Annotated in this window: 20 protein-coding genes; 15 read left to right on the top strand and 5 right to left on the bottom strand. The window is 38.5% G+C overall.

Annotated elements, in window-relative coordinates:
- Positions 1-74: 74 nt before the first annotated feature.
- The 7 genes from ezrA to O3616_RS07355 all read left to right on the top strand — a co-directional run bounded on the left by ezrA (position 75) and on the right by O3616_RS07355 (position 12,838).
- On the top strand, positions 75-1,802 hold the full coding sequence (gene ezrA, locus O3616_RS07385; RefSeq protein WP_371638516.1) for a septation ring formation regulator EzrA: 1,728 nt from the start codon (positions 75-77) through the stop codon (positions 1,800-1,802).
- Between the two features lie 136 nt (positions 1,803-1,938).
- Positions 1,939-3,330: a peptidoglycan-N-acetylglucosamine deacetylase PgdA gene (gene pgdA / locus O3616_RS07380; protein WP_070842710.1), complete on the top strand. Its 1,392-nt coding sequence runs from the start codon at positions 1,939-1,941 to the stop codon at positions 3,328-3,330.
- Between the two features lie 207 nt (positions 3,331-3,537).
- The gene (locus O3616_RS07375; RefSeq protein ID WP_371638515.1) at positions 3,538-8,529 is read left to right on the top strand and encodes a S8 family serine peptidase; all 4,992 of its coding nucleotides are present in this window, start codon (positions 3,538-3,540) and stop codon (positions 8,527-8,529) included.
- A gap of 283 nt (positions 8,530-8,812) precedes the next feature.
- The gene (locus O3616_RS07370; RefSeq protein WP_004259961.1) at positions 8,813-9,184 is read left to right on the top strand and encodes a GFA family protein; all 372 of its coding nucleotides are present in this window, start codon (positions 8,813-8,815) and stop codon (positions 9,182-9,184) included.
- Positions 9,185-9,219: 35 nt separating this feature from the next.
- Positions 9,220-10,137: a glycine--tRNA ligase subunit alpha gene (gene glyQ / locus O3616_RS07365; RefSeq protein ID WP_000038736.1), complete on the top strand. Its 918-nt coding sequence runs from the start codon at positions 9,220-9,222 to the stop codon at positions 10,135-10,137.
- A gap of 365 nt (positions 10,138-10,502) precedes the next feature.
- The gene (glyS, locus tag O3616_RS07360) at positions 10,503-12,539 is read left to right on the top strand and encodes a glycine--tRNA ligase subunit beta (RefSeq protein ID WP_371638514.1); all 2,037 of its coding nucleotides are present in this window, start codon (positions 10,503-10,505) and stop codon (positions 12,537-12,539) included.
- 41 nt (positions 12,540-12,580) lie between these two features.
- On the top strand, positions 12,581-12,838 hold the full coding sequence (locus tag O3616_RS07355) for a DUF896 family protein (RefSeq protein WP_371638513.1): 258 nt from the start codon (positions 12,581-12,583) through the stop codon (positions 12,836-12,838).
- Positions 12,839-12,951: 113 nt separating this feature from the next.
- Here the strand turns inward: O3616_RS07355 and O3616_RS07350 are convergent, their stop codons facing one another.
- From O3616_RS07350 to O3616_RS07340, 3 genes are read right to left on the bottom strand one after another with little or no spacing between them, the layout of a single operon-like run.
- Positions 12,952-14,196: an NAD(P)H-dependent oxidoreductase gene (locus tag O3616_RS07350; RefSeq protein ID WP_371638511.1), complete on the bottom strand. Its 1,245-nt coding sequence runs from the start codon at positions 14,194-14,196 to the stop codon at positions 12,952-12,954.
- An 18-nt stretch (positions 14,197-14,214) separates the two neighbouring features.
- Positions 14,215-14,820 carry an NADPH-dependent FMN reductase gene (locus O3616_RS07345; protein ID WP_042751459.1) on the bottom strand — a complete coding sequence of 202 codons (606 nt, stop codon included), beginning with the start codon at positions 14,818-14,820 and terminating at the stop codon, positions 14,215-14,217.
- 59 nt (positions 14,821-14,879) lie between these two features.
- Complete coding sequence (locus tag O3616_RS07340) at positions 14,880-15,803, bottom strand: FAD:protein FMN transferase (protein ID WP_371638509.1); 924 nt, start codon at positions 15,801-15,803, stop codon at positions 14,880-14,882.
- A gap of 308 nt (positions 15,804-16,111) precedes the next feature.
- Between O3616_RS07340 and nox the strand changes: the two genes are divergently transcribed.
- The 3 genes from nox (at position 16,112) to pdxT (ending at position 19,100) form a co-directional block, all read left to right on the top strand.
- The gene (gene nox, locus O3616_RS07335; protein ID WP_371638507.1) at positions 16,112-17,491 is read left to right on the top strand and encodes a H2O-forming NADH oxidase; all 1,380 of its coding nucleotides are present in this window, start codon (positions 16,112-16,114) and stop codon (positions 17,489-17,491) included.
- A 151-nt stretch (positions 17,492-17,642) separates the two neighbouring features.
- Complete coding sequence (gene pdxS, locus O3616_RS07330; protein WP_371638506.1) at positions 17,643-18,518, top strand: pyridoxal 5'-phosphate synthase lyase subunit PdxS; 876 nt, start codon at positions 17,643-17,645, stop codon at positions 18,516-18,518.
- Positions 18,519-19,100, top strand: coding sequence for a pyridoxal 5'-phosphate synthase glutaminase subunit PdxT (pdxT, locus tag O3616_RS07325; RefSeq protein WP_115904763.1), 582 nt, complete (start codon positions 18,519-18,521; stop codon positions 19,098-19,100). It begins immediately after the preceding gene.
- A gap of 20 nt (positions 19,101-19,120) precedes the next feature.
- Here pdxT and O3616_RS07320 read toward each other — a convergent pair whose 3' ends face one another.
- Complete coding sequence (locus tag O3616_RS07320) at positions 19,121-19,768, bottom strand: hemolysin III family protein (RefSeq protein WP_001097996.1); 648 nt, start codon at positions 19,766-19,768, stop codon at positions 19,121-19,123.
- The gene (locus O3616_RS07315; RefSeq protein ID WP_070842717.1) at positions 19,765-20,211 is read right to left on the bottom strand and encodes a DUF1836 domain-containing protein; all 447 of its coding nucleotides are present in this window, start codon (positions 20,209-20,211) and stop codon (positions 19,765-19,767) included. Before O3616_RS07315 ends, O3616_RS07320 begins: the two co-directional genes overlap by 4 nt.
- A gap of 134 nt (positions 20,212-20,345) precedes the next feature.
- Here O3616_RS07315 and O3616_RS07310 point away from each other — a divergent pair, with 134 nt between their 5' ends.
- The 5 genes from O3616_RS07310 (at position 20,346) to O3616_RS07290 (ending at position 23,419) form a co-directional block, all read left to right on the top strand.
- Entirely contained in the window at positions 20,346-20,840 is a 495-nt protein-coding gene (locus tag O3616_RS07310; RefSeq protein WP_371638505.1) for an N-acetyltransferase family protein, read from the top strand.
- Positions 20,840-21,349, top strand: coding sequence for a methylated-DNA--[protein]-cysteine S-methyltransferase (locus O3616_RS07305; protein ID WP_371638504.1), 510 nt, complete (start codon positions 20,840-20,842; stop codon positions 21,347-21,349). The genes O3616_RS07310 and O3616_RS07305 overlap by 1 nt, the downstream gene beginning before the upstream one ends.
- 12 nt (positions 21,350-21,361) lie before the next feature.
- A complete protein-coding gene (locus O3616_RS07300) occupies positions 21,362-21,718 on the top strand; it encodes an arsenate reductase family protein (protein ID WP_000889092.1) in 357 nt (118 codons plus the stop codon).
- Positions 21,719-21,875: 157 nt separating this feature from the next.
- Complete coding sequence (locus O3616_RS07295; protein WP_001103447.1) at positions 21,876-22,676, top strand: amino acid ABC transporter permease; 801 nt, start codon at positions 21,876-21,878, stop codon at positions 22,674-22,676.
- On the top strand, positions 22,676-23,419 hold the full coding sequence (locus O3616_RS07290) for an amino acid ABC transporter ATP-binding protein (protein WP_172925010.1): 744 nt from the start codon (positions 22,676-22,678) through the stop codon (positions 23,417-23,419). The genes O3616_RS07295 and O3616_RS07290 overlap by 1 nt, the downstream gene beginning before the upstream one ends.
- Positions 23,420-23,427 lie beyond the last annotated feature (8 nt).

Below are 23,427 nucleotides of genomic sequence, written 5' to 3'. Positions count from 1 at the left end.
GGAGAACTAGTTCCCTTGGTCTAAAAAATATGATATAATCATTACGATTGTTTCAAGTAAAAAAGGAGTTTAATATGTCTGGTACACTAGTAATTTATCTTGCAATTGCTGTTGCAGTTTTCTTAGTGATTGCCTATGCTATCGCAATCTACGTACGAAAACGCAATGAAAGTAAATTAGCAATTTTAGAAGAGAAAAAAGAAGAGCTGTACAATCTTCCAGTAAACGATGAAGTTGAAGCTGTAAAAAATATGCACTTGATTGGACAAAGTCAAGTGACTTTCCGTGAGTGGAACCAAAAATGGGTTGACCTATCTCTTAACTCTTTTGCGGATATCGAAAATAATCTTTTTGAGGCAGAAGGCTATAACAACTCATTCCGTTTTTTCAAGGCCAGTCATCAAATAGACCAAATCGAGAGTCAAATTACCTTGATTGAAGAAGATATTGCGGCAATTCGTAATGCTTTGGCAGATTTGGAGAAACAAGAGTCTAAAAATAGTGGACGTGTTCTTCATACTTTGGACTTGTTTGAAGAGTTGCAACACCGAGTGGCTGATCATTCTGAAGAATATGGCCAAGGTTTATCTGAAATCGAAAAACAATTGGAAAATATCCAATCAGAGTTTTCTCAGTTTGTTACTTTGAACACTTCAGGTGACCCAGTAGAAGCTGCTGTGATTTTGGATAATGCTGAAAATCATATCTTGGCTTTGAGTCACATAGTAGATCGCCTGCCAGCAATTGTAAAAACATTATCTAAAGAGCTACCTGATCAATTGGAAGATTTGGAAGACGGTTACCGTAAACTTTTAGATGCTAATTATCATTTCGCTGAAACGGATATTGAATCTCGCTTCCAATTGCTTTATAAAGCTTTGAAGAAAAACCACGAAAATATTGCACAATTAGAATTGGATAATGCTGAGTATGAAAATACTCAAGTTCAAGAAGAAATCAATACACTCTATGATATCTTTACACGAGAAATCGCCGCTCAAAAAGTAGTAGAAGGCTTAGTTGCAACCCTTCCTACATATTTGAAACACATGAAAGATAGTAATGCTGTTTTAGTGGAAGATATTCAACGATTGAGTAACAATTACCTACTATCTGAAACGGATGTTAGTCATGTTCATAGATTACAAGCTGAGTTAGAATCTTTAGAAGAATCTGTATTGGAATTAACTTCTGAACAAGAGGAACATTCTGAACCTTATTCATTCCTTGAAGATCGTTTGGAAAACTTACAAGCGACTTTGAAAGAAATTGAAGATGAACAAGTTGCAGTTAGTCAACGTCTTGCTCAGATTGAAAAAGATGATATTAATGCTCGCCAAAAGGCAAATGTTTATGTTAATCGTCTTCACACAATTAAGAGATACATGGAAAAACGCAATCTTCCAGGTATTCCTCAGAATTTCTTACAGTTGTTCTTTACAGCAAGTAACCATACTGAAGAGTTGATGGCTGAACTAGAAGAAGCTCAGGTCAATATCGAAGCTGTGAACCGTATGCTTGAAATTACAACCAATGATATGGAAGCACTTGAAGAAGAAACCTATAATATTGTTCAATATGCAACGTTGACAGAACAGTTGCTACAGTATTCGAACCGTTACCGCTCATTTGATGAACGAATTCAAGAAGCTTTTAATGAATCATTAGAAATTTTTGAAAAAGAATTTGATTATCATGCTTCATTTGATAAGATTTCGCAAGCTTTGGAAGTTGCAGAACCAGGTGTAACCAACCGTTTTGTCACTTCATACGAAAAAACACGTGAGACGATTCGTTTCTAACATAATAAAAGGCTCTATAATATTTGTAGTGGGTAAATCCCCCTATAGATATTATGGAGCCTATTTTTTTGTTCAAAACGAGTAATAGTACTTATTTCTCATTGAAATTATAGCCTGAATTTGATATGATATTTCTATGGATAAAAGTAGAGCAAATCGTGTTGAGCACGATAAAAAGAGAATCGGTTTAATAGCCCTAGTAGCTATCTTTTCAGTAAGTATTTGTGTCCTTGGTTCAATGATTGGATACAAAGTATATACAAAGCAAAGTTTTGAACAAAGGATTGAATCTCTCAAAAAAGAGAAAGATGATCAATTGAGTGAGGGAAATCAGAAAGATCATTTTCGTAAGGGACAAGCCGAAGTAATTGCCTATTATCCTCTCCAAGGGGAGCAAGTGATTTCATCTGTAAAAGAAATCATGACACAGGATATTAAGGAAAATCTGGAAGACAAGGAAAATCTAGTTTTTTATTATACGGAGAAACAGGATTCGACTTTAAAAGGGATTGTTAACCGAAGTGTGATGAAACAAGTCTATGATTTAACTTCGTCAAAAGTTGAAGAGACTGAAAAAACTAGTCTGGCAAAAGTCCATTTGACAGAAGATGGTAAACCTTTTACACTTGATCAATTATTTTCAGATCCTAGTAAAGCCAAAGAGCAGTTGTTAAAAGAAATCACCTCTTTCTTACAGGATAAGAAATTGGACCAAGAAAAGATTGATCAAGTTGTTAAAGGCTTCTCTGAACAAGACTTGTCTGCATGGAATTTTGATTACAAGGATAGTCAGATTATCCTTTATCCAAGTCAGTCAGTTGAAAATCTAGATGAGATTGCCTTACCAGTATCTAGTTTCTTTGATGTAGTACAATCCTCTTATTTATTAGACAAGGATGCCGAACTTTATAAGGCTTATTATGAAAAGAAAAACCAAAAAGTGGTAGCTCTAACTTTTGATGATGGACCAAATCCTGCAACGACAAATCAAGCATTAGATACACTTTCTAAGTATGGTATCAAGGCAACTTTCTTTGTTTTAGGTAAGAATGTTTCTGGAAATGAAGAGATTTTGAAACGCATGAAATCGGATGGCCATGTTATTGGAAACCATAGTTGGAGTCATCCAGTGCTTTCAAAACTTTCACTTGACGAAGCTAAAAAACAGATTACTGATACTGAGGATGCGCTAACTAAAGTGTTGGGTTCTAGTTCCAAACTTATGCGTCCGCCTTATGGAGCCATTACAGACGACATTCGAAATAGCCTTGATTTGAGTTTTATTATGTGGGATGTGGATAGTCTGGATTGGAAGAGTAAGAATGAAGCAGCAATTTTGACAGAGATTCAACGTCAAGTTCGTAATGGTTCGATTATCTTAATGCATGATATCCATGCTGAAACAGTCAATGCTTTACCAAAGATTATAGATTATCTAAAAGAGCAAGGATATCACTTTGTCACAGTTCCTGAAATGCTTAATTCACGATTAAAAGCACATGAACTATTCTATGACCGTGATCAGTAAGACTTTTGCTGAATAACTAATTAAATCGTAAGTAATTTTTCAATAAATAAATTTAGTCTTGTATTAATCGAGGCTAAATTTTTTTATGTTTAAATCTCATGATAGGATTGGTTAATATTACAATTTTGTTACAAAATAATATTTTGATAGAATTTTCAGATAATTTGGTATATAATACTTTTAATTTAAATAAAAAGGAGTGATTTTATGGGAGATTGCAAAGATTTTTGTCATAACAAGTACCAAATAGCAACAATTTTTCTGCTAACGGTCTTTGCTTTCGGATTTGCTTTCGCACAGGTTAGTGCCGATGAGGGAAAATTTGAAACATCCAATCAAGTTACACGTACTGTAACGACTAATAAATTAGATGATTCAAATAAGCTTGCATCACCAGTCACGGCTGACAAGAATGCTCTAAATTCTTCTTCGAAAGAAAAAACAGAAGTGATAGAGTCATTAAAACAAGATGATTCTATCGAGTATAGAGATAATAAGTCAGACAAGGATTTAACCACACAGAAAGAAACGACTGCTATAAAAAGTGAAGAGAAGAAGGAAGAATCAGCAGTGAAAAGTAATTCTTCTTCAGAAAGCATACAATCACAGTCGTTATCTCAAGGTGGACATAAAGAAAAGCCGAACAGTATCTCCAGTAATGAAATTATTACTGTCCCTAAAACCTGGGAAGCAGGACATAAAGGACAAGGAACTGTAGTCGCTGTTATAGATTCAGGTCTTGATTTGAATCATGAGGTTTTGCGTATTTCTGATCCGTCAAAGGCGAAATTTAAAAATCAGGATGATATCGAAAAAGCTAAAAAGGCTGCTGGTATTGACTATGGGAAATGGTACAGTGACAAAGTAGTATATGCTTATGATTACTTTGATGGAACTGATAATATAAAAGAGGCTGAAAAAGAGTCTCATGGAATGCACGTTACTGGAATTGTAGCTGGAAATCCTGTTAATAAAGCACCGAATTCTGAGAAGGTTTACGGGGTGGCGCCAGAAGCTCAAATTATGTTTATGAGAGTTTTTTCAGACAGAGATAAAACTACAGCCTCTGCCCTTTATGTAAAAGCTATTGATGATGCTGTTGCATTAGGTGCAGATGTGATCAATATGAGTTTGGGTGCAGGTGCGGGTTCAACGGTAGATGCTGGTTCAGATATCATTGATGCAGTAAAAAGAGCACGCGCTAAAGGAGTATCTGTTGTTATCGCTGCAGGTAATAGTAATACTTTCGGTAGAGGTTTTTCACAACCATTGGCAGCAAATCCTGATTATGGTCTTGTCGGAAATCCCTCTACAGTGGAAGATTCAATTTCTGTTGCTTCTATTAATAATAAAATTCTAACTACTGAAGTCTTTGAAGTAAAAGGTTTAGAAAATGACGCTACCCTTGATTATGGTAAGTTTGATTTTAATAGACCTGAAACAGAAAAAGATTTTGAAAACGGGAAAGAATACGAATATGTAGCAGCGGGTATTGGTCGTGAAGAAGATTTTGCTAATATTGATGTAAGAGGCAAGTTAGCACTGATTCAACGTGGTAAAATTAATTTTTCTGATAAGATTAAAAATGCTCTTAAACACGGTGCAGCTGGAGTTTTAATTTATAACAACGTTGAAGGTGCAAATGTTAGTATGTCTGTTACAGGTGATGCTAAGAAAATCCCATCTGTCTTTATTTCAAAACATTATGGTGAAATTCTTAAGTCTGGTCAGTATAAAATTGTCTTTAATCACAAGATGGATAATCGTAAATCAGATGTTGCAGACCAATTGTCAGATTTTTCAAGTTGGGGAGTTACAACAGATGGACAATTGAAACCAGATGTTACTGCACCTGGTGGAAATATCTATTCATCATTTAACGATAATAGCTATGGAAGTATCAGTGGAACAAGTATGGCGGCTCCTCATGTAGCTGGTGTCGCAGCATTAGTCAAAGAATATTTAGCGAAAAAACATCCTGAATTATCAGCTAGTCAAATTTCAGAGATTGTAAAAGCTTTAATTATGTCTACTGCAAAACCACATTTTAATAAACAAACTGGAGCCTATACTTCTCCACGTCAGCAAGGTGCTGGCGTAGTTGACACGATGGCGGCAACAAGCACAGATTTATTTGTAACAGGTGCAAATAACTATCCAAGTGTTACTCTTGGCAATGTTGGTGATAAATTTACCTTTGAAGTTACAATTCATAATATTTCGGATAAAGACCGAACATTGAAGATGATTGTAAATACAAATACTGATGAAGTTGAAGAAGGGAAATTCACTCTCCGTCCACGAAAACTAACTGAAACAGTCTGGCCTGAAGTAACTGTGAAAGCTCATAGTACGAAGACAGTAACAGTTAGTGTAGATACAAGTAAGTTTACTGAAGAACTTAGCAAAATAATGCCAAATGGTTATTTTCTAGAAGGATTTGTTAGATTTGTTAATCCTGCAGATGATGGTTCTGTTATTGGTTTACCATTTATGGGATTTAAGGGAGAATTCCAAAATCTACCTGCAATTGAAAAACCAATTTATCAATTGATTAAGGAAGGAAACAGTGGATTTTACTCTGAAATTGATAAAGATAATCCAGGAATTTCACCTTCAGACGATGCAACTTATTTAACAAGTTCTGAAAATGATGTAAATGTTTTAAAAGCAGAGCGTCAAGGAAGTCGAGTGACTGTACTCGGAGTGAAACAAGATGCTGAAGGAAAATACCATCTACAATTAGATGAAAAGGGGAACATCCGCCTTGCTATCTCGCCAAATGAGGATGGTAATAAAGATTCTGTTAAATTTAAAACTCTTGTCTATAGAAATTTGGTAAATCTTCGTGCGACGGTTTATGATTCTTCGGATACAACACACAGTCAGCCTATTTGGCAAAGTCGTCCAACAGACCTTGTAAAAAATTATTTTGATGGCGATACTAGAAATCCAAGAAGTTACATTGTAGATAAAACAGCTTGGGGAGGACAGGATTCTAATGGAAATCGAGTCTCTGATGGAATTTATGACTATGTTATTAGTTATAAGCCAGATGTCCCTGGAGCTGAGGAACAATACACAATATTTAAAATTCAAATCGATACACAAAAACCTCTGATTACTTCGGGATATATTCGTTCTCAAAAAGATCAAGAACAATTTATAGCTCGTAAACCTCAGGATGTAGGAAATGGCGGAATTCTTCTAGAAAAAGTCTTTTATATTCGTCCTTCTGAAAATAGAGAAGCGACAGATTCAGAAATCGAACAGTATCAAATTATCAAACAAAATGAAGATGGTAGTTATACACTTCCTAAGAACGTTGATAAATCGAAAATCTTCTATTATGTAGAAGACTTTGCGGGAAATGTAGATTTTATATCTCTCAAAGATCTTGTAGGTGAAGAAAATAGTGGCCGTGTAAAAATTGCTATACTAAACAATAAAACCAAGGATGAGATTGATACAACTTATGTTTATCGCATTAAAAATAGCGAAGGTCAATATGTAACTGTTGACAAGTCAAAAGATATTAATTTCTTGAAATTTGGGCATTATGTTGCAGAAATTTTTAGCTATGACCGTACAGAGTTAAAATTTGTGAGTGCTCTATCTAAGGAATTTGATTTAACGAAAGAAAACAGTTTTCAAACTATTACCTTCTTGGCTAACAAAATGAAATATGCTCCAGTAACGATTGGCTTTAATCAAGCTGTTCCTGGAACTACAACGATTACTTTAGTAGGTGAAGACGGTCAGAGTCAAGTCTTGCCAGCTGAAACATATGGTAAACATTCTTATGGTAAGAAAGTAGTTACTGGTGAATATAAAGTTCTTGTAAATCTATCAAACGGTTATGAATTACTTGATAATCTTCAACCATTTAAAGTCCTGTTTGGTAAAAATAATGTTTTGTCACTTTCAGTCGTTTCTAAGTTAGCTTTGATTGCAGCTTTAAATAAACAAATGGAAGTAGTTAAAACTCCGAGATATTATAATACAAAACAGAAGTTAAAAGAGATTTTTGATCAAAGTGTCAAAGATGCGCAACTAGCATTGGGAAGTAAACTTAACCAAGATAAAATTGACCAAATTGTTAAGGCTTTAGAGTCTGCTATGCAAACATTGGATGGTAAGGAATCTGATATCACATCATTGAAGAATGCCATTAAAGCATATGCTGAGACAGTTAAAAAAGGTAAATATATAAATTCTGATCAAGAACGCAAAGGTCAATATGATCGTGAATTTAAACTCTTGGCATTATTAATTACAAAAGATTTGATAACTCAAGATGAAATCGACCGTCTATTGACCACTTTCTTACAAGCACAAGACCAGCTGAATGGGAAAGAAACAGATTTCATGAGCTTAAAAAATGTTATCGTGGATGAAGTGAAGTTCCAAGACAAAGATCCAAGATTTTTGACAGCTAGCAAAGAGGAGAAAGATGCATATAATCTTATTTTCAACAAAGCTAAGCTACTTTTGGAAAATGCAGAAGCTAGTCAAGAAGAAATTAATGCAGTAATCAATGCTCTAAAAGAGACGGCTGTAAAACTTAAGGCTAATAAAGTAGAGATTTCAACCAAACCAGTTGCACCAGTTAAGCCTGTTGATCCAACTAAAGCAGTTGTACCAGTTAAGCCTGTTGATCCAACTAAAGCAGTTGTACCAGTTAAACCAGTTACTCCAGCTAAACCAGTTGTAACGATCAAGCCAGTTATTCCAACTAAACCAGTTGTAACGATTAAACCAGTTATTCCAACTAAACCAGTTGTAATGATTAAGCCAGTTAGTCCAACTAAACCAGTTGTAACGGTTAAGCCAGTTACTCCAGCTAAACCAGTTGTAACGCTTAGTCCAGTTATTCCAACCAAACCAGTTTCTCAAGTGCAACCTGTTAAATTAGTAAGTCACAATAGACAAGTCTCAACTATTAAGTCTTCAATTAGAAATGATAAAATTGAGAAAGCTACATCAATTGTAATACATCATTCCAATATAGAAGCTAAGCATGAGAATAAAACACTAGCTGGAAGTGGTCAACAAGTGCTTTTAGCTACAGTCAACAAAGAAGGAAAACAATTACCAGCCACTGGTGAGAATAACATGATTTCTATTATTCTAAGTATTTCAGGAATTTCTCTCTTATTGTCAGTTATTGGACTTGCAACTTTTTCAAAAAGTGAGTAGAGAATACAATACATCTTTCTATAGTTTTTGATTTACAGTATGTTGCAATTCTGATATAATAGTCAGCAGGAAAGAAAGTCTTATGGCGTTCTTCAAGCGAGCTTGGGATAGTGGGAGCCAAGTAGGGCAAAATAAAGAACTGGCGCTTTCTGTAGTATTTTTAAAAACAATGAAGTAATAAATTAGGGTGGAACCGCGTTTCTGACGCCCCTAGTCGTAAGGCTTGGGTGTTGAAATTCGGTTCTTTTTGAATTCGTCTAATGCCTAAGTAGAAAGGAGCATAATGCTTAAAGGATCTTGTTTATGTAAAGCAGTCACCTACACTCTAGATGAAGAATTGTCGGAAATAGTTTTTTGCCATTGCTCATTTTGTCGGAAAGCAACTGCGTCTGCCTACACAGTTAATGCCAAAGTTAGCAGCAAAAATCTGGCACTGTATGGAAAAGAGAATTTGGTTACTTTTAGTTCATCTCCAGGTAAACAACGTTATTACTGCCAGAACTGTCACAGTCAAATTTTCACTACTCAAGAAAATATACCAGAAGTTTGTGCTTTGAAATTAGGAACAATAGATGAATGCGATCAGAATTTACAAACTGTTCCCAAACGTCATATTTTTCAGGACCCAGCTTTTTCTTGGTTGCTTGATAAATAAATTTAAAAAGATAATATAAATAAAAGGAGTAAACAATGTCTAAAAAATTGACTTTCCAGGAAATCATCCTTACTTTGCAACAATTTTGGAATGACCAAGGTTGTATGCTTATGCAGGCTTATGATAATGAAAAAGGTGCGGGGACAATGAGTCCTTACACTTTCCTTCGTGCTATCGGACCTGAGCCATGGAATGCGGCTTATGTAGAGCCATCACGTCGTCCTGCAGACGGTCGTTACGGGGAAAACCCTAACCGTCTTTACCAACACCATCAATTTCAAGTGGTTATGAAGCCTTCTCCATCAAATATCCAAGAGCTTTACCTTGAGTCTTTGGAAAAATTGGGTATCAATCCTTTGGAACACGATATTCGTTTCGTTGAGGATAACTGGGAAAATCCATCAACTGGTTCAGCTGGTCTTGGTTGGGAAGTTTGGCTTGACGGTATGGAAATTACTCAGTTTACTTACTTCCAACAAGTAGGTGGATTGGCAACTGGCCCTGTGACTGCGGAAGTTACCTATGGTTTGGAGCGCTTGGCTTCTTATATTCAGGAAGTGGATTCTGTCTATGATATCGAATGGGCTGATGGTGTAAAATACGGAGAAATCTTCATCCAGCCTGAGTACGAGCACTCAAAATATTCATTTGAAATTTCGGACCAAGAGATGTTGCTTGAAAACTTTGATAAGTTTGAAAAAGAGGCTGGTCGTGCTTTGGAAGAAGGCTTGGTACACCCTGCCTATGACTATGTTCTCAAATGTTCACACACCTTTAACCTACTTGATGCGCGTGGTGCCGTATCTGTAACAGAGCGCGCAGGCTATATCGCTCGTATTCGTAACCTAGCCCGTGTCGTAGCCAAAACCTTTGTGGCAGAGCGCAAACGCCTAGGCTACCCACTTTTAGATGAAGAAACACGAGCTAAACTCTTAGCAGAAGACGCAGAATAGTGAGTAATACTGTGCTCTAAAATCGTTAGAGGCAAGTCGAAGACTTGCTAGAGGGATATGCACCGCCGTACTTTTATGTGGGGATTTTTGAAACCTTATACTCTTCGAAAATCAAATTCAAACCACGTCAGCTTAACCTTGCCGTACTCAAGTACAGCCTACGGCTAGCTTCCTAGTTTGCTCTTTGATTTTCATTGAGTATTAGGTTCAAAAATCAGTCAGCTAAATCCACTTTGATGAGACTGTTGGAAATCTTGATTAATTTAGTATTAGATTTCCATACAGACTCACAAAGTTAGTTAGCGACGTCCCCAGTACCTAAGGTGCATATCAAAAAAGATTGAAGAAAATGTAAAGGAAAAAACATGACAAAAAACTTATTAGTAGAACTCGGTCTTGAAGAATTACCAGCCTATGTTGTCACACCAAGTGAAAAACAACTAGGCGAAAAAATGGCAGCCTTCCTCAAGGAGAACCGCCTGTCTTTTGAAGCTATTCAGACCTTCTCAACACCACGTCGTTTGGCTTTTCGTGTAACTGGTCTTGCAGATAAACAGTCTGATTTGACAGAAGATTTCAAGGGTCCAGCAAAGAAAATTGCCTTGGATAGTGATGGAAACTTCACTAAAGCAGCCCAAGGATTTGTTCGTGGCAAAGGTTTGACTGTTGAAGATATCGAATTCCGTGAAATCAAGGGTGAAGAATATGTCTATGTCACTAAGGAAGAAGTGGGTCAAGCAGTTGAAGCAATTGTTCCTGGTGTTGTAGATGTCTTGAAGTCATTGACTTTCCCTGTCAGCATGCACTGGGCTGGAAATAGCTTTGAATACATTCGTCCTGTTCACACTTTAACTGTTCTTTTAGATGAAGAAGAGTTTGATTTGGATTTCCTTGATATCAAGGGAGGTCGTGTGAGCCGTGGTCATCGTTTCTTGGGGAAAGAAACCAAAATTCAGTCAGCATTGAGCTATGAAGAAGACCTTCGTGCACAGTTTGTAATCGCAGATCCACGTGAACGTGAGCAAATGATTGTTGACCAAATTAAGGCAATTGAAGCTGAACATGGTGTACGTATCGAAATTGATGCTGATTTGCTGAACGAAGTCTTGAACTTGGTTGAATACCCAACTGCCTTTATGGGAAGTTTTGATGCCAAATACCTTGAAGTTCCAGAAGAAGTTTTGGTGACTTCAATGAAAGAACACCAACGTTACTTTGTTGTTCGTGATCAAGACGGTAACCTCTTGCCAAACTTTATTTCTGTTCGTAACGGAAACGCAGAGCATTTGGAAAATGTCATTAAAGGAAATGAAAAAGTCTTAGTAGCTCGCTTAGAAGACGGTGAATTCTTCTGGCGTGAAGACCAAAAATTGGAGATTTCTGACCTTGTTGAAAAATTAAACAATGTCACCTTCCATGAGAAAATTGGTTCCCTTCGTGAACATATGATTCGTACGGGTCAAATCGCTGTACTTTTGGCAGAAAAAGCAGGTTTATCAGCTGATGAAACAGTTGACCTAGCTCGTGCAGCTGCTATTTACAAGTTTGACTTGTTGACAGGTATGGTTGGCGAATTTGACGAGCTCCAAGGTATTATGGGTGAGAAATATGCCCTTCTTGCTGGGGAAACTCCAGCGGTGGCAGCTGCTATTCGTGAACACTACATGCCTACATCAGCTGAAGGAGAACTTCCAGAGAGTAAGGTCGGCGCAGTGCTTGCTATTGCAGACAAATTGGATACGATTTTGAGTTTCTTCTCAGTAGGTTTGATTCCATCAGGTTCTAATGACCCGTATGCTCTTCGTCGCGCGACTCAAGGTGTGGTTCGTATCTTGGATGCCTTTGGTTGGCACATTGCTATGGATGAGTTGATTGATAGCCTTTATGCTTTGAAATTTGACAGCTTGACTTATGAAAATAAGACAGAGGTTATGGATTTTATCAAGGCTCGTGTTGATAAGATGATGGGTTCTACTCCAAAAGATATAAAGGAAGCCGTTCTTGCAGGATCAAACTTTGTTGTGGCGGATATGTTGGAAGCAGCAAGTGCTCTCGTAGAAGCAAGCAAGGAAGAAGACTTCAAACCATCTGTCGAATCACTTTCTCGTGCCTTTAACTTGGCTGAGAAGGCAGAAGGAGTTGCTACAGTTGATTCAGCACTTTTTGAAAATGACCAAGAAAAAGCTTTGGCGGAAGCAGTAGAATCACTCGTTTTGTCAGGGACTGCCAGTCAGCAATTGAAACAGCTCTTTGCGCTTAGTCCAGTTATTGATGCCTTCTTTGAAAATACTATGGTTATGGCCGAAGATCAGGCTGTCCGTCAAAATCGTTTGGCTATCTTGTCTCATTTAACTCAAAAAGCAGCTAAACTTGCACGATTTAACCAAATTAACACTAAATAAAATTTGATAAACGGACTTTATCTTATCACAAAGGAGAAGAAATGGATCAGAAAAAAATTGATCGTATTAACGAGCTTGCCAGAAAGAAAAAAACAGAAGGTTTGACCCCAGAAGAAAAAGTAGAACAAGCCAAACTACGTGAGGAGTACATCGAAGGTTATCGTCGCTCTGTTCGTCACCACATTGAGGGAATCAAAATTGTGGACGAAGAAGGAAACGATGTTACACCAGAAAAACTACGCCAAGTCCAACGTGAAAAAGGTTTACATGGTCGTAGTCTCGATGATCCAAACTCATAATAAGTGTTCTTTCTTTTAACAAAGATAGATGAAATAATAAGTAAAAGACTAGCAGACAAAAACTGCTAGTCTTTTTTTTGCTAAAAAAGGAACCAAGATGGTTCCTAAAATGATTAGTTACTTGCGCCAGATGTAGCGTCTGCGCCACCACCGTGACCACCGGTATCACCTGAATCAGAAGCTCCAGATGTAGCATCTGCATCGCCGTGACCATGTACGCCAGCAGGAGCTGCAGCATTTCCACCGACTAAACGTTGACCAGTTGTATTGAGGTACCAGTCAAGCCATGGTTGGAAATTAAAGATAATTTCATTAATTCCAGCATATGAACCATCTGGGTAGTACATTGCTTGGTAATTATGGGTATTAATAACACCTTCAGGTGTTCCTGGCACAATTGTACGGACATATTCTTGATCCCCGTTACGCAATACGCCGACAACCCATTCAACGTTTTTCATTCTAGAATCTGGCAATGTACCGTGTACTGTCCCTAATCTATTTCCTGATTGAGCACGGACACGTTTACCAAACATTGTATCTGGGTCTTGGTGAGCGTTATTAAAGTACAAGAATTGATTGTTATCATCTGCAAATGTCAATTCAAATGGCATTGCTTTCAAGAACATATCAATTTGGTTAACTGTCAAGATACCGTGGTCTAATTTAACGTAAGTATCTCCAGAAACTGCTCCAACAAGCTCAGCAGCTTTTTCTACCCATTCTGGATCATCTGGATCAACACCTTGGATGGTAGTTGCAATTGAATTTGTACAATATAAATCTTCTGGCTCAATTGGTTTTGGTTTTTTCAATTTTGAAACGACTCCCACATATTTTACAAAGTTGTCCAAGCATGTTTCAAGGAAATTAACAGTTCCTTCATTTGTGATATTCCCATTAACATCAAAAGCTTCTTTAGCTTTACCGAGAAGGAATTCATTTCCTGGAAGAGTGTAAGCATTGACACCTGGAGCGTCAAGAATCTTACGGAGGTGAACTTGGGCACGTGAAGTACCTTGGTCATAGTAAGAAGCACCCACAATCATGACTGGTTTGTTTTCAAATGGATGAACTTCATATGAAAGCCATTCAAGAACAGATTTTAGGGAAGCTGAGATTGTGTGGTTGTGCTCAGGAGTAGCGATGATAACACCATCAGCACGAGTAATTTTGTTATATAAATAACGTAATTGGAAACTTTCGTCCCATTTTTCGTCTTGGTTAAACATTGGAACTTCGTCAATTTCAAGAACTTCTAATTCAAATTTGAGTTTGAAGTGACGACGGATGAATTCCAAGAGTTTACGGTTATATGATTGATCGTAGTTTGATCCTACAAGTCCAACAAATTTCATTCTTTTTGCTCTCCTATCTTACAAATTTTCCCAGTCAAAGTCTTCAGCATCTTTGCGAAGTAGTGCTTGTGCGTTGCGCAATTTTTCTGTGATTTTTACAAAGATACGGAAGTCGTCAAAAGTAGCATCTAATTTTTTGATAACATCAAGATCCACTAGATCTCCACTTGGGTTGAAGGCTTGAAGAGAATGTGAAAGCAAGAATTCATCTGGAAGGACACTTGCTTTAATTTCTGGAGCATTCAAGATTTGGCGAAGTTGTAATTGGGCACGTGATGAACCAAGCGTACCGTAAGAAGCACCAGTAATCATGATTGGTTTGTTCAAAAGTGGGTAAATACCGTATGACAACCAAGCTAGAGCGCTCATCAAAACTGCAGGAATAGAGTGGTCATACTCAGGAGTACCGATAATAACGCCATCTGCCTCTTCAATTTTAGCAGCAATTTCTAAAATTTCAACAGGTACTTGCTTGTCAGCTGGTTTGTTGAAGACAGGGATATCCTTGATTTCAACAAGTTCAATTTCAGCTTTTTCAGCAAAGTGTTTTTGCATGTATTGAAGCAATTGACGGTTTGTAGAACGTTTTGAATTTGTTCCAACAATAGCAATAAGTTTTAACATGAGATTTCCTTTCTCTTTTTACATAATACGATTTTAAAACTCTATTGAAACATCTAATTCTATAGAGTAGGAATTCCTGAAGAACAGCTTAGATGACCTTCCTTATCGATGAGGATAGCTTCGATGCCCTCTAAACTTTCGACTTGCCAGAGGATAGAGGCAGGTCTTTCTCCAAAAAGACGAGTTGTCCATATTTCACCATCAACGGATTTATCAGAGATGATGGTGAGGCTAGCTAGTTCCGTTTCAACAGGATATCCTGTTTGGCTGTCAAAAATATGATGGTAATCTTTTCCATCGACAGTCAGGTGACGTTCATAAATGCCTGAAGTCACGACAGATTTATTGACAACAGGGATGGTCATTAAGTGATTTCCCCTCGGATTGGCTGGGTCTTGAATCCCGATTTGCCAAGGCTGATTTCCTCTTGCCTGATTTTTTCCAATAGTCAGGATATTCCCTCCCAGATTGATCAAGGCAGATGTCACTCCCTCTTTTCTAAGAAATTGGGCAACCTTATCCGCACTATAACCCTTAGCTAAACAACCAAGATCGATTTTCATTCCTTTTTGTTTTAAAAACACAGTGGAAGTGGAAGAATCTAACTCGATATAATGAGGATTGATTAAAGGAAGTACTGATTCAATTTCTTGAGTCTGGGCAACTTTGGCATCTGAAAAACCGATGCGCCAGGTTTGAATCAAGGGACCAATACTGATATTGAGGTGGCTAGAGGGTGCTAGGCTATGCTCTAATCCAAGTGAAATCAGTTCAAACAAATCAGGATGAACTTTGACTGGAGCTATTCCAGCTTGATAATTGATTTCCATCAACTCCGATTCTTGGCTATTTGCATTGAAACGATATTCTAACTCTTTGAGCAAATCAAAGGATTTTTGGAGCAAGATATCGGCTTGCTCATCCACTAATGAAATAGTGATAGTAGTCCCCATTAGCCGTTCAGAATGTGAACTAAGAGGCAAGCTACCAACTCCTTTCTCTTATGAAAAGAAGGCTGAAATATAGTAAATTTATATTAAATTTAACCCCTTACATTTTCTTTCCATGATACTAGCATACCATAAAGTCAGCGTTTTCACAAATAAAATTTGTAAACTTGTCAAGAAATATGCTCAGAAAATAAAGAGTAATTGTAAGAAAGGCTGATAAAATACAGATTATTTACATTTTTTTACAAAAAAATCGGGAAAATTAGCTAAACTCTTGTAAACGCTAACAGTAAATGTTATACTAGAAGGGTAAATTTAAAATTGAAGGTAGGAATTTTTCTATGAGTAAAATCGTTGTAGTTGGTGCTAACCACGCTGGTACAGCATGTATTAATACTATGTTGGATAATTTTGGCAATGAGAACGAAATTGTTGTATTTGACCAGAACTCTAACATCTCTTTCCTAGGATGTGGAATGGCCCTTTGGATTGGTGAACAAATTGACGGTGCTGAAGGCTTGTTCTATTCTGATAAAGAAAAATTGGAAGCTAAAGGTGCTAAGGTATACATGAATTCACCAGTTCTTTCAATCGACTATGATAACAAAGTAGTTACAGCAGAAGTTGAAGGAAAAGAGCACAAAGAATCATACGAAAAATTGATTTTTGCTACAGGTTCTACACCAATCTTGCCACCAATTGAAGGTGTTGAAATTGTTAAAGGAAACCGTGAATTTAAAGCAACTCTTGAAAATGTACAATTCGTTAAATTGTACCAAAATGCTGAAGAAGTGATTCATAAATTGGCTGACAAGAGCCAACACCTTGACCGTATCGCCGTTGTTGGTGGTGGATACATCGGTGTTGAACTTGCTGAAGCTTTTGAGCGTCTTGGAAAAGAAGTTGTTCTTGTTGACATCGTAGATACTGTCTTGAACGGATACTACGACAAAGACTTCACACAAATGATGGCGAAGAACTTGGAAGACCACAACATCCGCTTGGCTCTTGGTCAAACTGTTAAAGCAATCGAAGGTGATGGTAAAGTTGAACGCTTGATTACTGACAAAGAAAGCTTTGATGTGGATATGGTTGTTCTTGCAGTTGGTTTCCGTCCAAACACAGCACTTGCTGATGGTAAGATTGAACTCTTCCGCAACGGTGCCTTCCTTGTAGACAAGAAACAAGAAACTTCACTTCCAGGTGTATTTGCCGTTGGTGACTGTGCGACTGTTTATGACAATGCTCGTAAAGATACAAGTTACATCGCCCTTGCTTCAAACGCTGTTCGTACTGGTATCGTTGGTGCTTACAACGCTTGTGGACATGAATTGGAAGGAATTGGTGTGCAAGGATCAAACGGTATCTCTATCTACGGTCTTCATATGGTTTCAACTGGTTTGACTCTTGAAAAAGCTAAAGCTGCTGGTTACAATGCAACTGAAACAGGCTTTAACGATCTTCAAAAACCAGAATTCATGAAACATGATAACCATGAAGTAGCCATCAAGATTGTCTTTGACAAAGATAGCCGTGAAATTCTTGGTGCACAAATGGTTTCACGCGATTCTGCAATCAGCATGGGAATTCATATGTTCTCACTTGCTATCCAAGAGCATGTAACAATTGATAAATTGGCATTGACAGACCTCTTCTTCTTGCCACACTTCAACAAACCATACAACTACATCACAATGGCTGCCCTTACAGCTGAAAAATAAAAATGAATGAGCTATCTGGCCTTAAGTTAAGGTCAGATAGTTTTTAGTCAATCTGTACCCATACAATTATGATTTTTTTATCTTGTGGTTCATTCTTTTCTGACTTAAAATGAAATAGTAGCTACCAATATAAATAATGAGGATAAAACAAATGACTGAAAATCGTTATGAATTAAATAAAAACTTGGCGCAGATGCTCAAAGGTGGGGTTATCATGGACGTTCAAAATCCTGAACAGGCTCGTATTGCAGAGGCTGCTGGTGCGGCAGCTGTGATGGCCTTGGAGCGGATTCCGGCTGATATTCGTACAGCTGGTGGGGTTTCCCGCATGAGTGACCCAAAGATGATTAAGGAAATCCAAGAAGCGGTTAGCATTCCAGTAATGGCCAAGGTCAGAATCGGGCATTTTGTTGAAGCTCAGATTTTAGAGGCTATTGAGATTGACTATATCGATGAGAGTGAAGTTTTATCTCCAGCAGACGACCGTTTCCATGTGGACAAGAAAGAATTCCAAGTTCCTTTTGTCTGTGGAGCTAAGGACTTGGGAGAAGCCTTGCGTCGTATCGCTGAAGGTGCTTCTATGATTCGTACCAAAGGAGAACCGGGTACGGGGGATATCGTCCAAGCTGTTCGTCATATGCGCATGATGAATCAGGAAATTCGCCGCATTCAAAACCTACGTGAGGACGAACTTTATGTTGCTGCTAAGGACTTGCAGGTACCTGTAGAATTGGTTCAATACGTCCATGAACATGGAAAATTGCCAGTTGTAAACTTTGCGGCTGGAGGCGTTGCAACGCCAGCAGATGCCGCGCTGATGATGCAATTGGGAGCAGAGGGCGTCTTTGTCGGTTCAGGTATTTTTAAGTCAGGAGATCCTGTTAAACGAGCGAGTGCCATTGTGAAGGCTGTAACTAATTTCCAAAATCCTCAAATCTTGGCTCAAATCTCTGAAGATTTAGGAGAAGCCATGGTTGGTATCAATGAAAATGAGATACAAATCCTCATGGCTGAGCGAGGAAAATAGATGAAAATCGGAATATTGGCCTTGCAAGGGGCTTTTGCAGAGCATGCAAAAGTACTAGAGCAATTAGGAGTCGAGAGTGTCGAAATCAGAAATCTAGATGATTTTCAGCAATATCAGAGTGACTTGTCCGGTTTGATATTACCTGGTGGGGAATCTACAACCATGGGCAAGCTCTTACGTGATCAGGGAATGTTGCTTCCCATTCGAGAAGCCATTCTTTCTGGCTTACCAGCCTTTGGAACCTGTGCGGGTTTAATTTTGCTGGCTAAGGAAATTACTTCTCAGGAAGAGAGTCATCTAGGAACTATGGATATAGTGGTCGAGCGCAATGCCTATGGGCGCCAATTAGGAAGTTTCTACACGGAAGCAGAATGTAAGGGAGTCGGTCAGATTCCAATGACCTTTATTCGTGGTCCGATTATCAGTAGTGTTGGAGAGGGTGTAGAAATTCTAGCAAGAGTTGAAGATCAAATCGTTGCTGCCCAAGAAAAAAATATGCTGGTAACTTCTTTTCATCCAGAACTGACTGATGATGTTCGCTTGCACCAGTACTTTATCAATATGTGTAAAGAAAAAAGTTGAGATTGAATTTCTCAACTTTTTTACATGTAATAAACAATGGCGATGTATTGGAGGGCAGATGCTGCTAGGATAAAGAGATGCCAAATCATGTGGAAATAAGGTTTTTTCTTGGCGTAAAATCCAGCTCCAACTGTATAACAAAGTCCGCCAGTTACCATGAGACTCCAGAAAATTGGTGTCGTTTGACTGATAATGGCAGGAATAATAGCCAGAACCAACCAGCCCATAATCAGGTAAAGAGCAAGGCTAAATTTCTCATTGACTTTCTTAGCAAAGATTTTATAGAGAATACCAAAGATGGTCGTTCCCCACTGGATAGCAATAATCAGATAGCCAAACCAGTTATTCATTAAGGTCAAGACGACGGGCGTGTATGAGCCTGCGATAGCCACATAAATCATTGAATGGTCGATGATCCGCAAGACGTATTTGTGGGTCGAACCATAGGCCATAGAGTGATAAATGGTGGATGATAGAAACATGAGAAAGAGACTAATAACGAAAATGGAAACGCCGATAGAGGATAAAAATCCGTGTGCCTCATAACTATAGGTGGATGAAATGGGGAGTAAGATGAGCATGATGACTGCACCTACGGCATGGGTCACGCTATTAGCAATCTCCTCTCCAAAACTGAGTTGTTTGCTGAGTTTAAGACTAGTGTTCATCGGATTTCCTCCTCTTGAGTATGATGGATTAAAGCTAGGGTTTGATGATAGAGCTTAACGGTTTGGCAGCTGGTTTGGATAATGGGGTTAGCTGGGTCAATTCCTTGGTTCATGTAGTCCACAAAAGCATCGTAGAGTTGGTCTGAACTTGCTTGAGTTTGTAGAGTATTAAGTGTCTGTGCTATTTCTTGAATAGAAAATACAGACTTGAGGGTTGTGATAGCAATCAGACGGGCAATCTGTTGGCGTTGGTATTTTTTCTTGTCAGGCTTTGTCAGGTAACCATGTTTGACATAATTGTTGACCATAGATGCTGTCAGGCCCTTGTCTTTATCAGGAGAGATAGGGGCGCAGACCTGATTGACATAGAGTAAAACCTGGTCCAGATAGAGGTCAATGTTTGGGATTTCTGCCCATTTTGGGTAGGAAAAGGTAGTTTTCATTTCCAACTCCTTTTTATCTAGTTTTAATAACTAGATTATAAAATAATAAAAACAGAAAGTCAAGTTTTAACTGCTTGTAGAAAGACTTAAATTATGCTATGATGGGAGAAACTAGTCAGAAATGAGGAGAACAGATGGAGATTCGTTTAGCTTTTCCAAATGAAGTAGATGCCATCATGCAGGTGATGGAGGATGCTAAAAAATGTTTAGCAGATGCTGGTAGTGACCAGTGGCAAAATGGTTATCCAAATGCTGATATTATTATTGAGGATATTATCTCAGGTCAAGCCTACGTAGCCTTGGAAGAGGGAGAACTACTAGCTTATGCAGCTGTGACCAAGAGTCCAGAGGCAGCCTATGAAGTCATTTATGAAGGCAACTGGCAAGCTGGGGAGTCAGAGTACCTAGTCTTTCACCGTATTGCTGTGGCAGCAGATGTCCAGGGACAGGGAGTTGCTCAAACCTTTTTAGAGGGCTTGATTGAAGGTTTTGACTATCTAGATTTTCGCTCAGATACGCATGTTGCAAACAAGGTCATGCAGCATATCTTTGAAAAACTAGGTTTTAAACAGGTTGGTAAGGTTCCAGTTGATGGCGAACGCTTGGCCTATCAAAAATTGAAGAAATAATGCAAAAGAAGTACGCAAAAATACTCTATTCTTCGCCAATTGGCTCCCTTTCTCTTGTAGCTGATGATTATCATTTGTATGGCATTTGGGTGCAGGAGCAGAAGCATTTTGAGAGGGGACTAGGAGATGAAACGATAGAAGCAGTTGTTAGTCATCCCATTTTAGATCCAGTTATTGCTTGTTTAGATGCTTACTTTAAAGGCAAGCCTCAGGATTTATCCGACTTGCCCTTGGCTTCAATCGGAACGGATTTTGAAAAGCGAGTTTGGTCCTATTTACAGGGAATTCCTTATGGCCAGACAGTGACCTATGGACAAATAGCCCAAGAGCTGCAAGTGGATTCTGCTCAAGCAATTGGTGGAGCGGTAGGACGCAATCCGTGGTCTATCCTAGTACCTTGTCATCGTGTGCTAGGAGCAGGCAAGCGTCTGACAGGTTATGCTGCAGGAGTGGAAAAGAAAGCTTGGCTCTTGGAGCATGAAGACGCAGATTTTAAAGATATAAAATAGAAAGTGAAACACATGTTAGAATTTATCGAATATCCAAAATGTTCAACTTGTAAAAAAGCAAAACAAGAATTAAACCAACTCGGTGTGGACTACAAAGCCGTTCATATCGTCGAAGAAACACCTAGCCAAGAAGTCATTTTAAACTGGCTAGAAACCTCGGGTTTTGAGTTGAAGCAATTTTTTAACACCAGTGGAATCAAATACCGTGAATTAGGATTGAAAGATAAGGTAGGAAGCCTGTCAAACCAAGAAGCGGCTGAGTTGCTAGCAAGTGACGGTATGTTGTTAAAACGCCCCATTTTAGTAGAAAATGGAACTGTTAAGCAAATCGGTTATCGAAAACCCTATGAAGAATTGGGATTGAAATAGTTTTTATCTATCTCTTTGATAGATAAAATATATAGCCTCCCTGTTTCAAAGTATGATAAACTAGTAGGTGGACAAAGTCTGTATCTGACCGTAGCAAATAATTTCATTGACGGCAGAAGTATGGTAGAATGAATCATTATCAGGAGAGGATGTTTTTATGAATGTTACAACGATTTTAGCATCAGATTGGTACCAAAACTTGATGCAATTGATTCCGGATGGCAAGCTTTTTAGCCTGCGTTCGGTCTTTGATGGAATTCCAAGAATTGTCCAACAACTTCCAACAACGATTATGTTGACAATTGGTGGTGCCCTTTTTGGCTTGGTTTTGGCGCTTCTTTTTGCCATTGTGAAAATCAATCGTGTCAAGATTTTATATCCCTTGCAGGCCTTCTTTGTTAGTTTCTTAAAAGGGACACCGATTTTGGTCCAACTCATGTTGACCTACTACGGAATTCCTTTGGCTTTGAAAGCTCTCAATCAGCAATGGGGAACTGGTTTCAATATCAATGCTATTCCAGCGGCTGTTTTTGCGATTGTCGCCTTTGCCTTTAATGAGGCAGCTTATGCTAGTGAAACCATTCGTGCAGCCATTCTCTCAGTCAATCCTGGTGAGATTGAGGCGGCACGTAGTTTGGGGATGACCCGAGCGCAAGTTTATCGTCGCGTGATTATTCCAAATGCAGCAGTTGTGGCGACTCCAACCTTGATTAATTCCCTAATCGGCTTGACCAAGGGCACGTCCCTAGCCTTTAGTGCGGGTGTTGTGGAAGTCTTTGCCCAAGCTCAGATTCTGGGTGGAGCTGATTATCGTTACTTTGAGCGCTTCATCTCCGTTGCCCTTGTTTATTGGGTAGTCAATATCGGAATTGAAAGCCTCGGTCGTTTCATCGAGAGAAAAATGGCTATTTCTGCACCCGATACAGTGCAAACAGATGTGAAAGGAGACCTTCGTTAATGATTAAGATTTCGAATTTAAGCAAATCCTTTTCAGGACAGACTGTCTTGGATCATCTGGACTTGGATATTCAAAAAGGGGAAGTTGTAGCCTTGATTGGTTCTTCAGGAGCTGGAAAATCAACTTTCCTTCGTAGTCTCAATTATCTTGAAACACCTGACAGTGGCTCGATTCAGATTGATGGTTTTTCAGTTGATTTTTCTAAAATCACTCAAGAAGAAATCCTTGCCCTACGCCGCAAGTTGTCTATGGTATTTCAGCAGTTTAATTTGTTTGAACGCCGAACAGCACTTGATAATGTGAAAGAAGGCTTGGTTGTGGTCAAGAAATTATCTGACCAAGAAGCGACTAAGATTGCCAAGGAAGAGTTGGCTAAGGTTGGGCTTTCTGACCGTGAAAACCATTACCCTCGCCATTTATCAGGTGGACAGAAGCAACGGGTTGCCCTAGCCCGTGCGCTTGCTATGAAACCAGATGTCTTACTCTTAGACGAACCAACTTCAGCCCTTGACCCAGAATTGGTCGGTGAAGTAGAGAAGTCTATTGCAGATGCTGCTAAGTCAGGTCAGACCATGATTTTAGTCAGTCATGACATGTCCTTTGTAGCCCAAGTGGCTGATAAGATTCTCTTCTTAGATAAGGGGAAAATCATTGAGTCTGGAACACCGGATGAGATTATCCACCATCCAAAAGAAGAGCGGACAAAAGAATTCTTCGCTAGTTACAAACGGACTTATATTTGATATAATAG

It is taken from the genome of Streptococcus sp. 27098_8_86 (assembly GCF_041432595.1).
Taxonomy (GTDB): domain Bacteria; phylum Bacillota; class Bacilli; order Lactobacillales; family Streptococcaceae; genus Streptococcus; species Streptococcus pneumoniae_F.
This window is presented reverse-complemented; position numbering and strand designations above follow the sequence as displayed.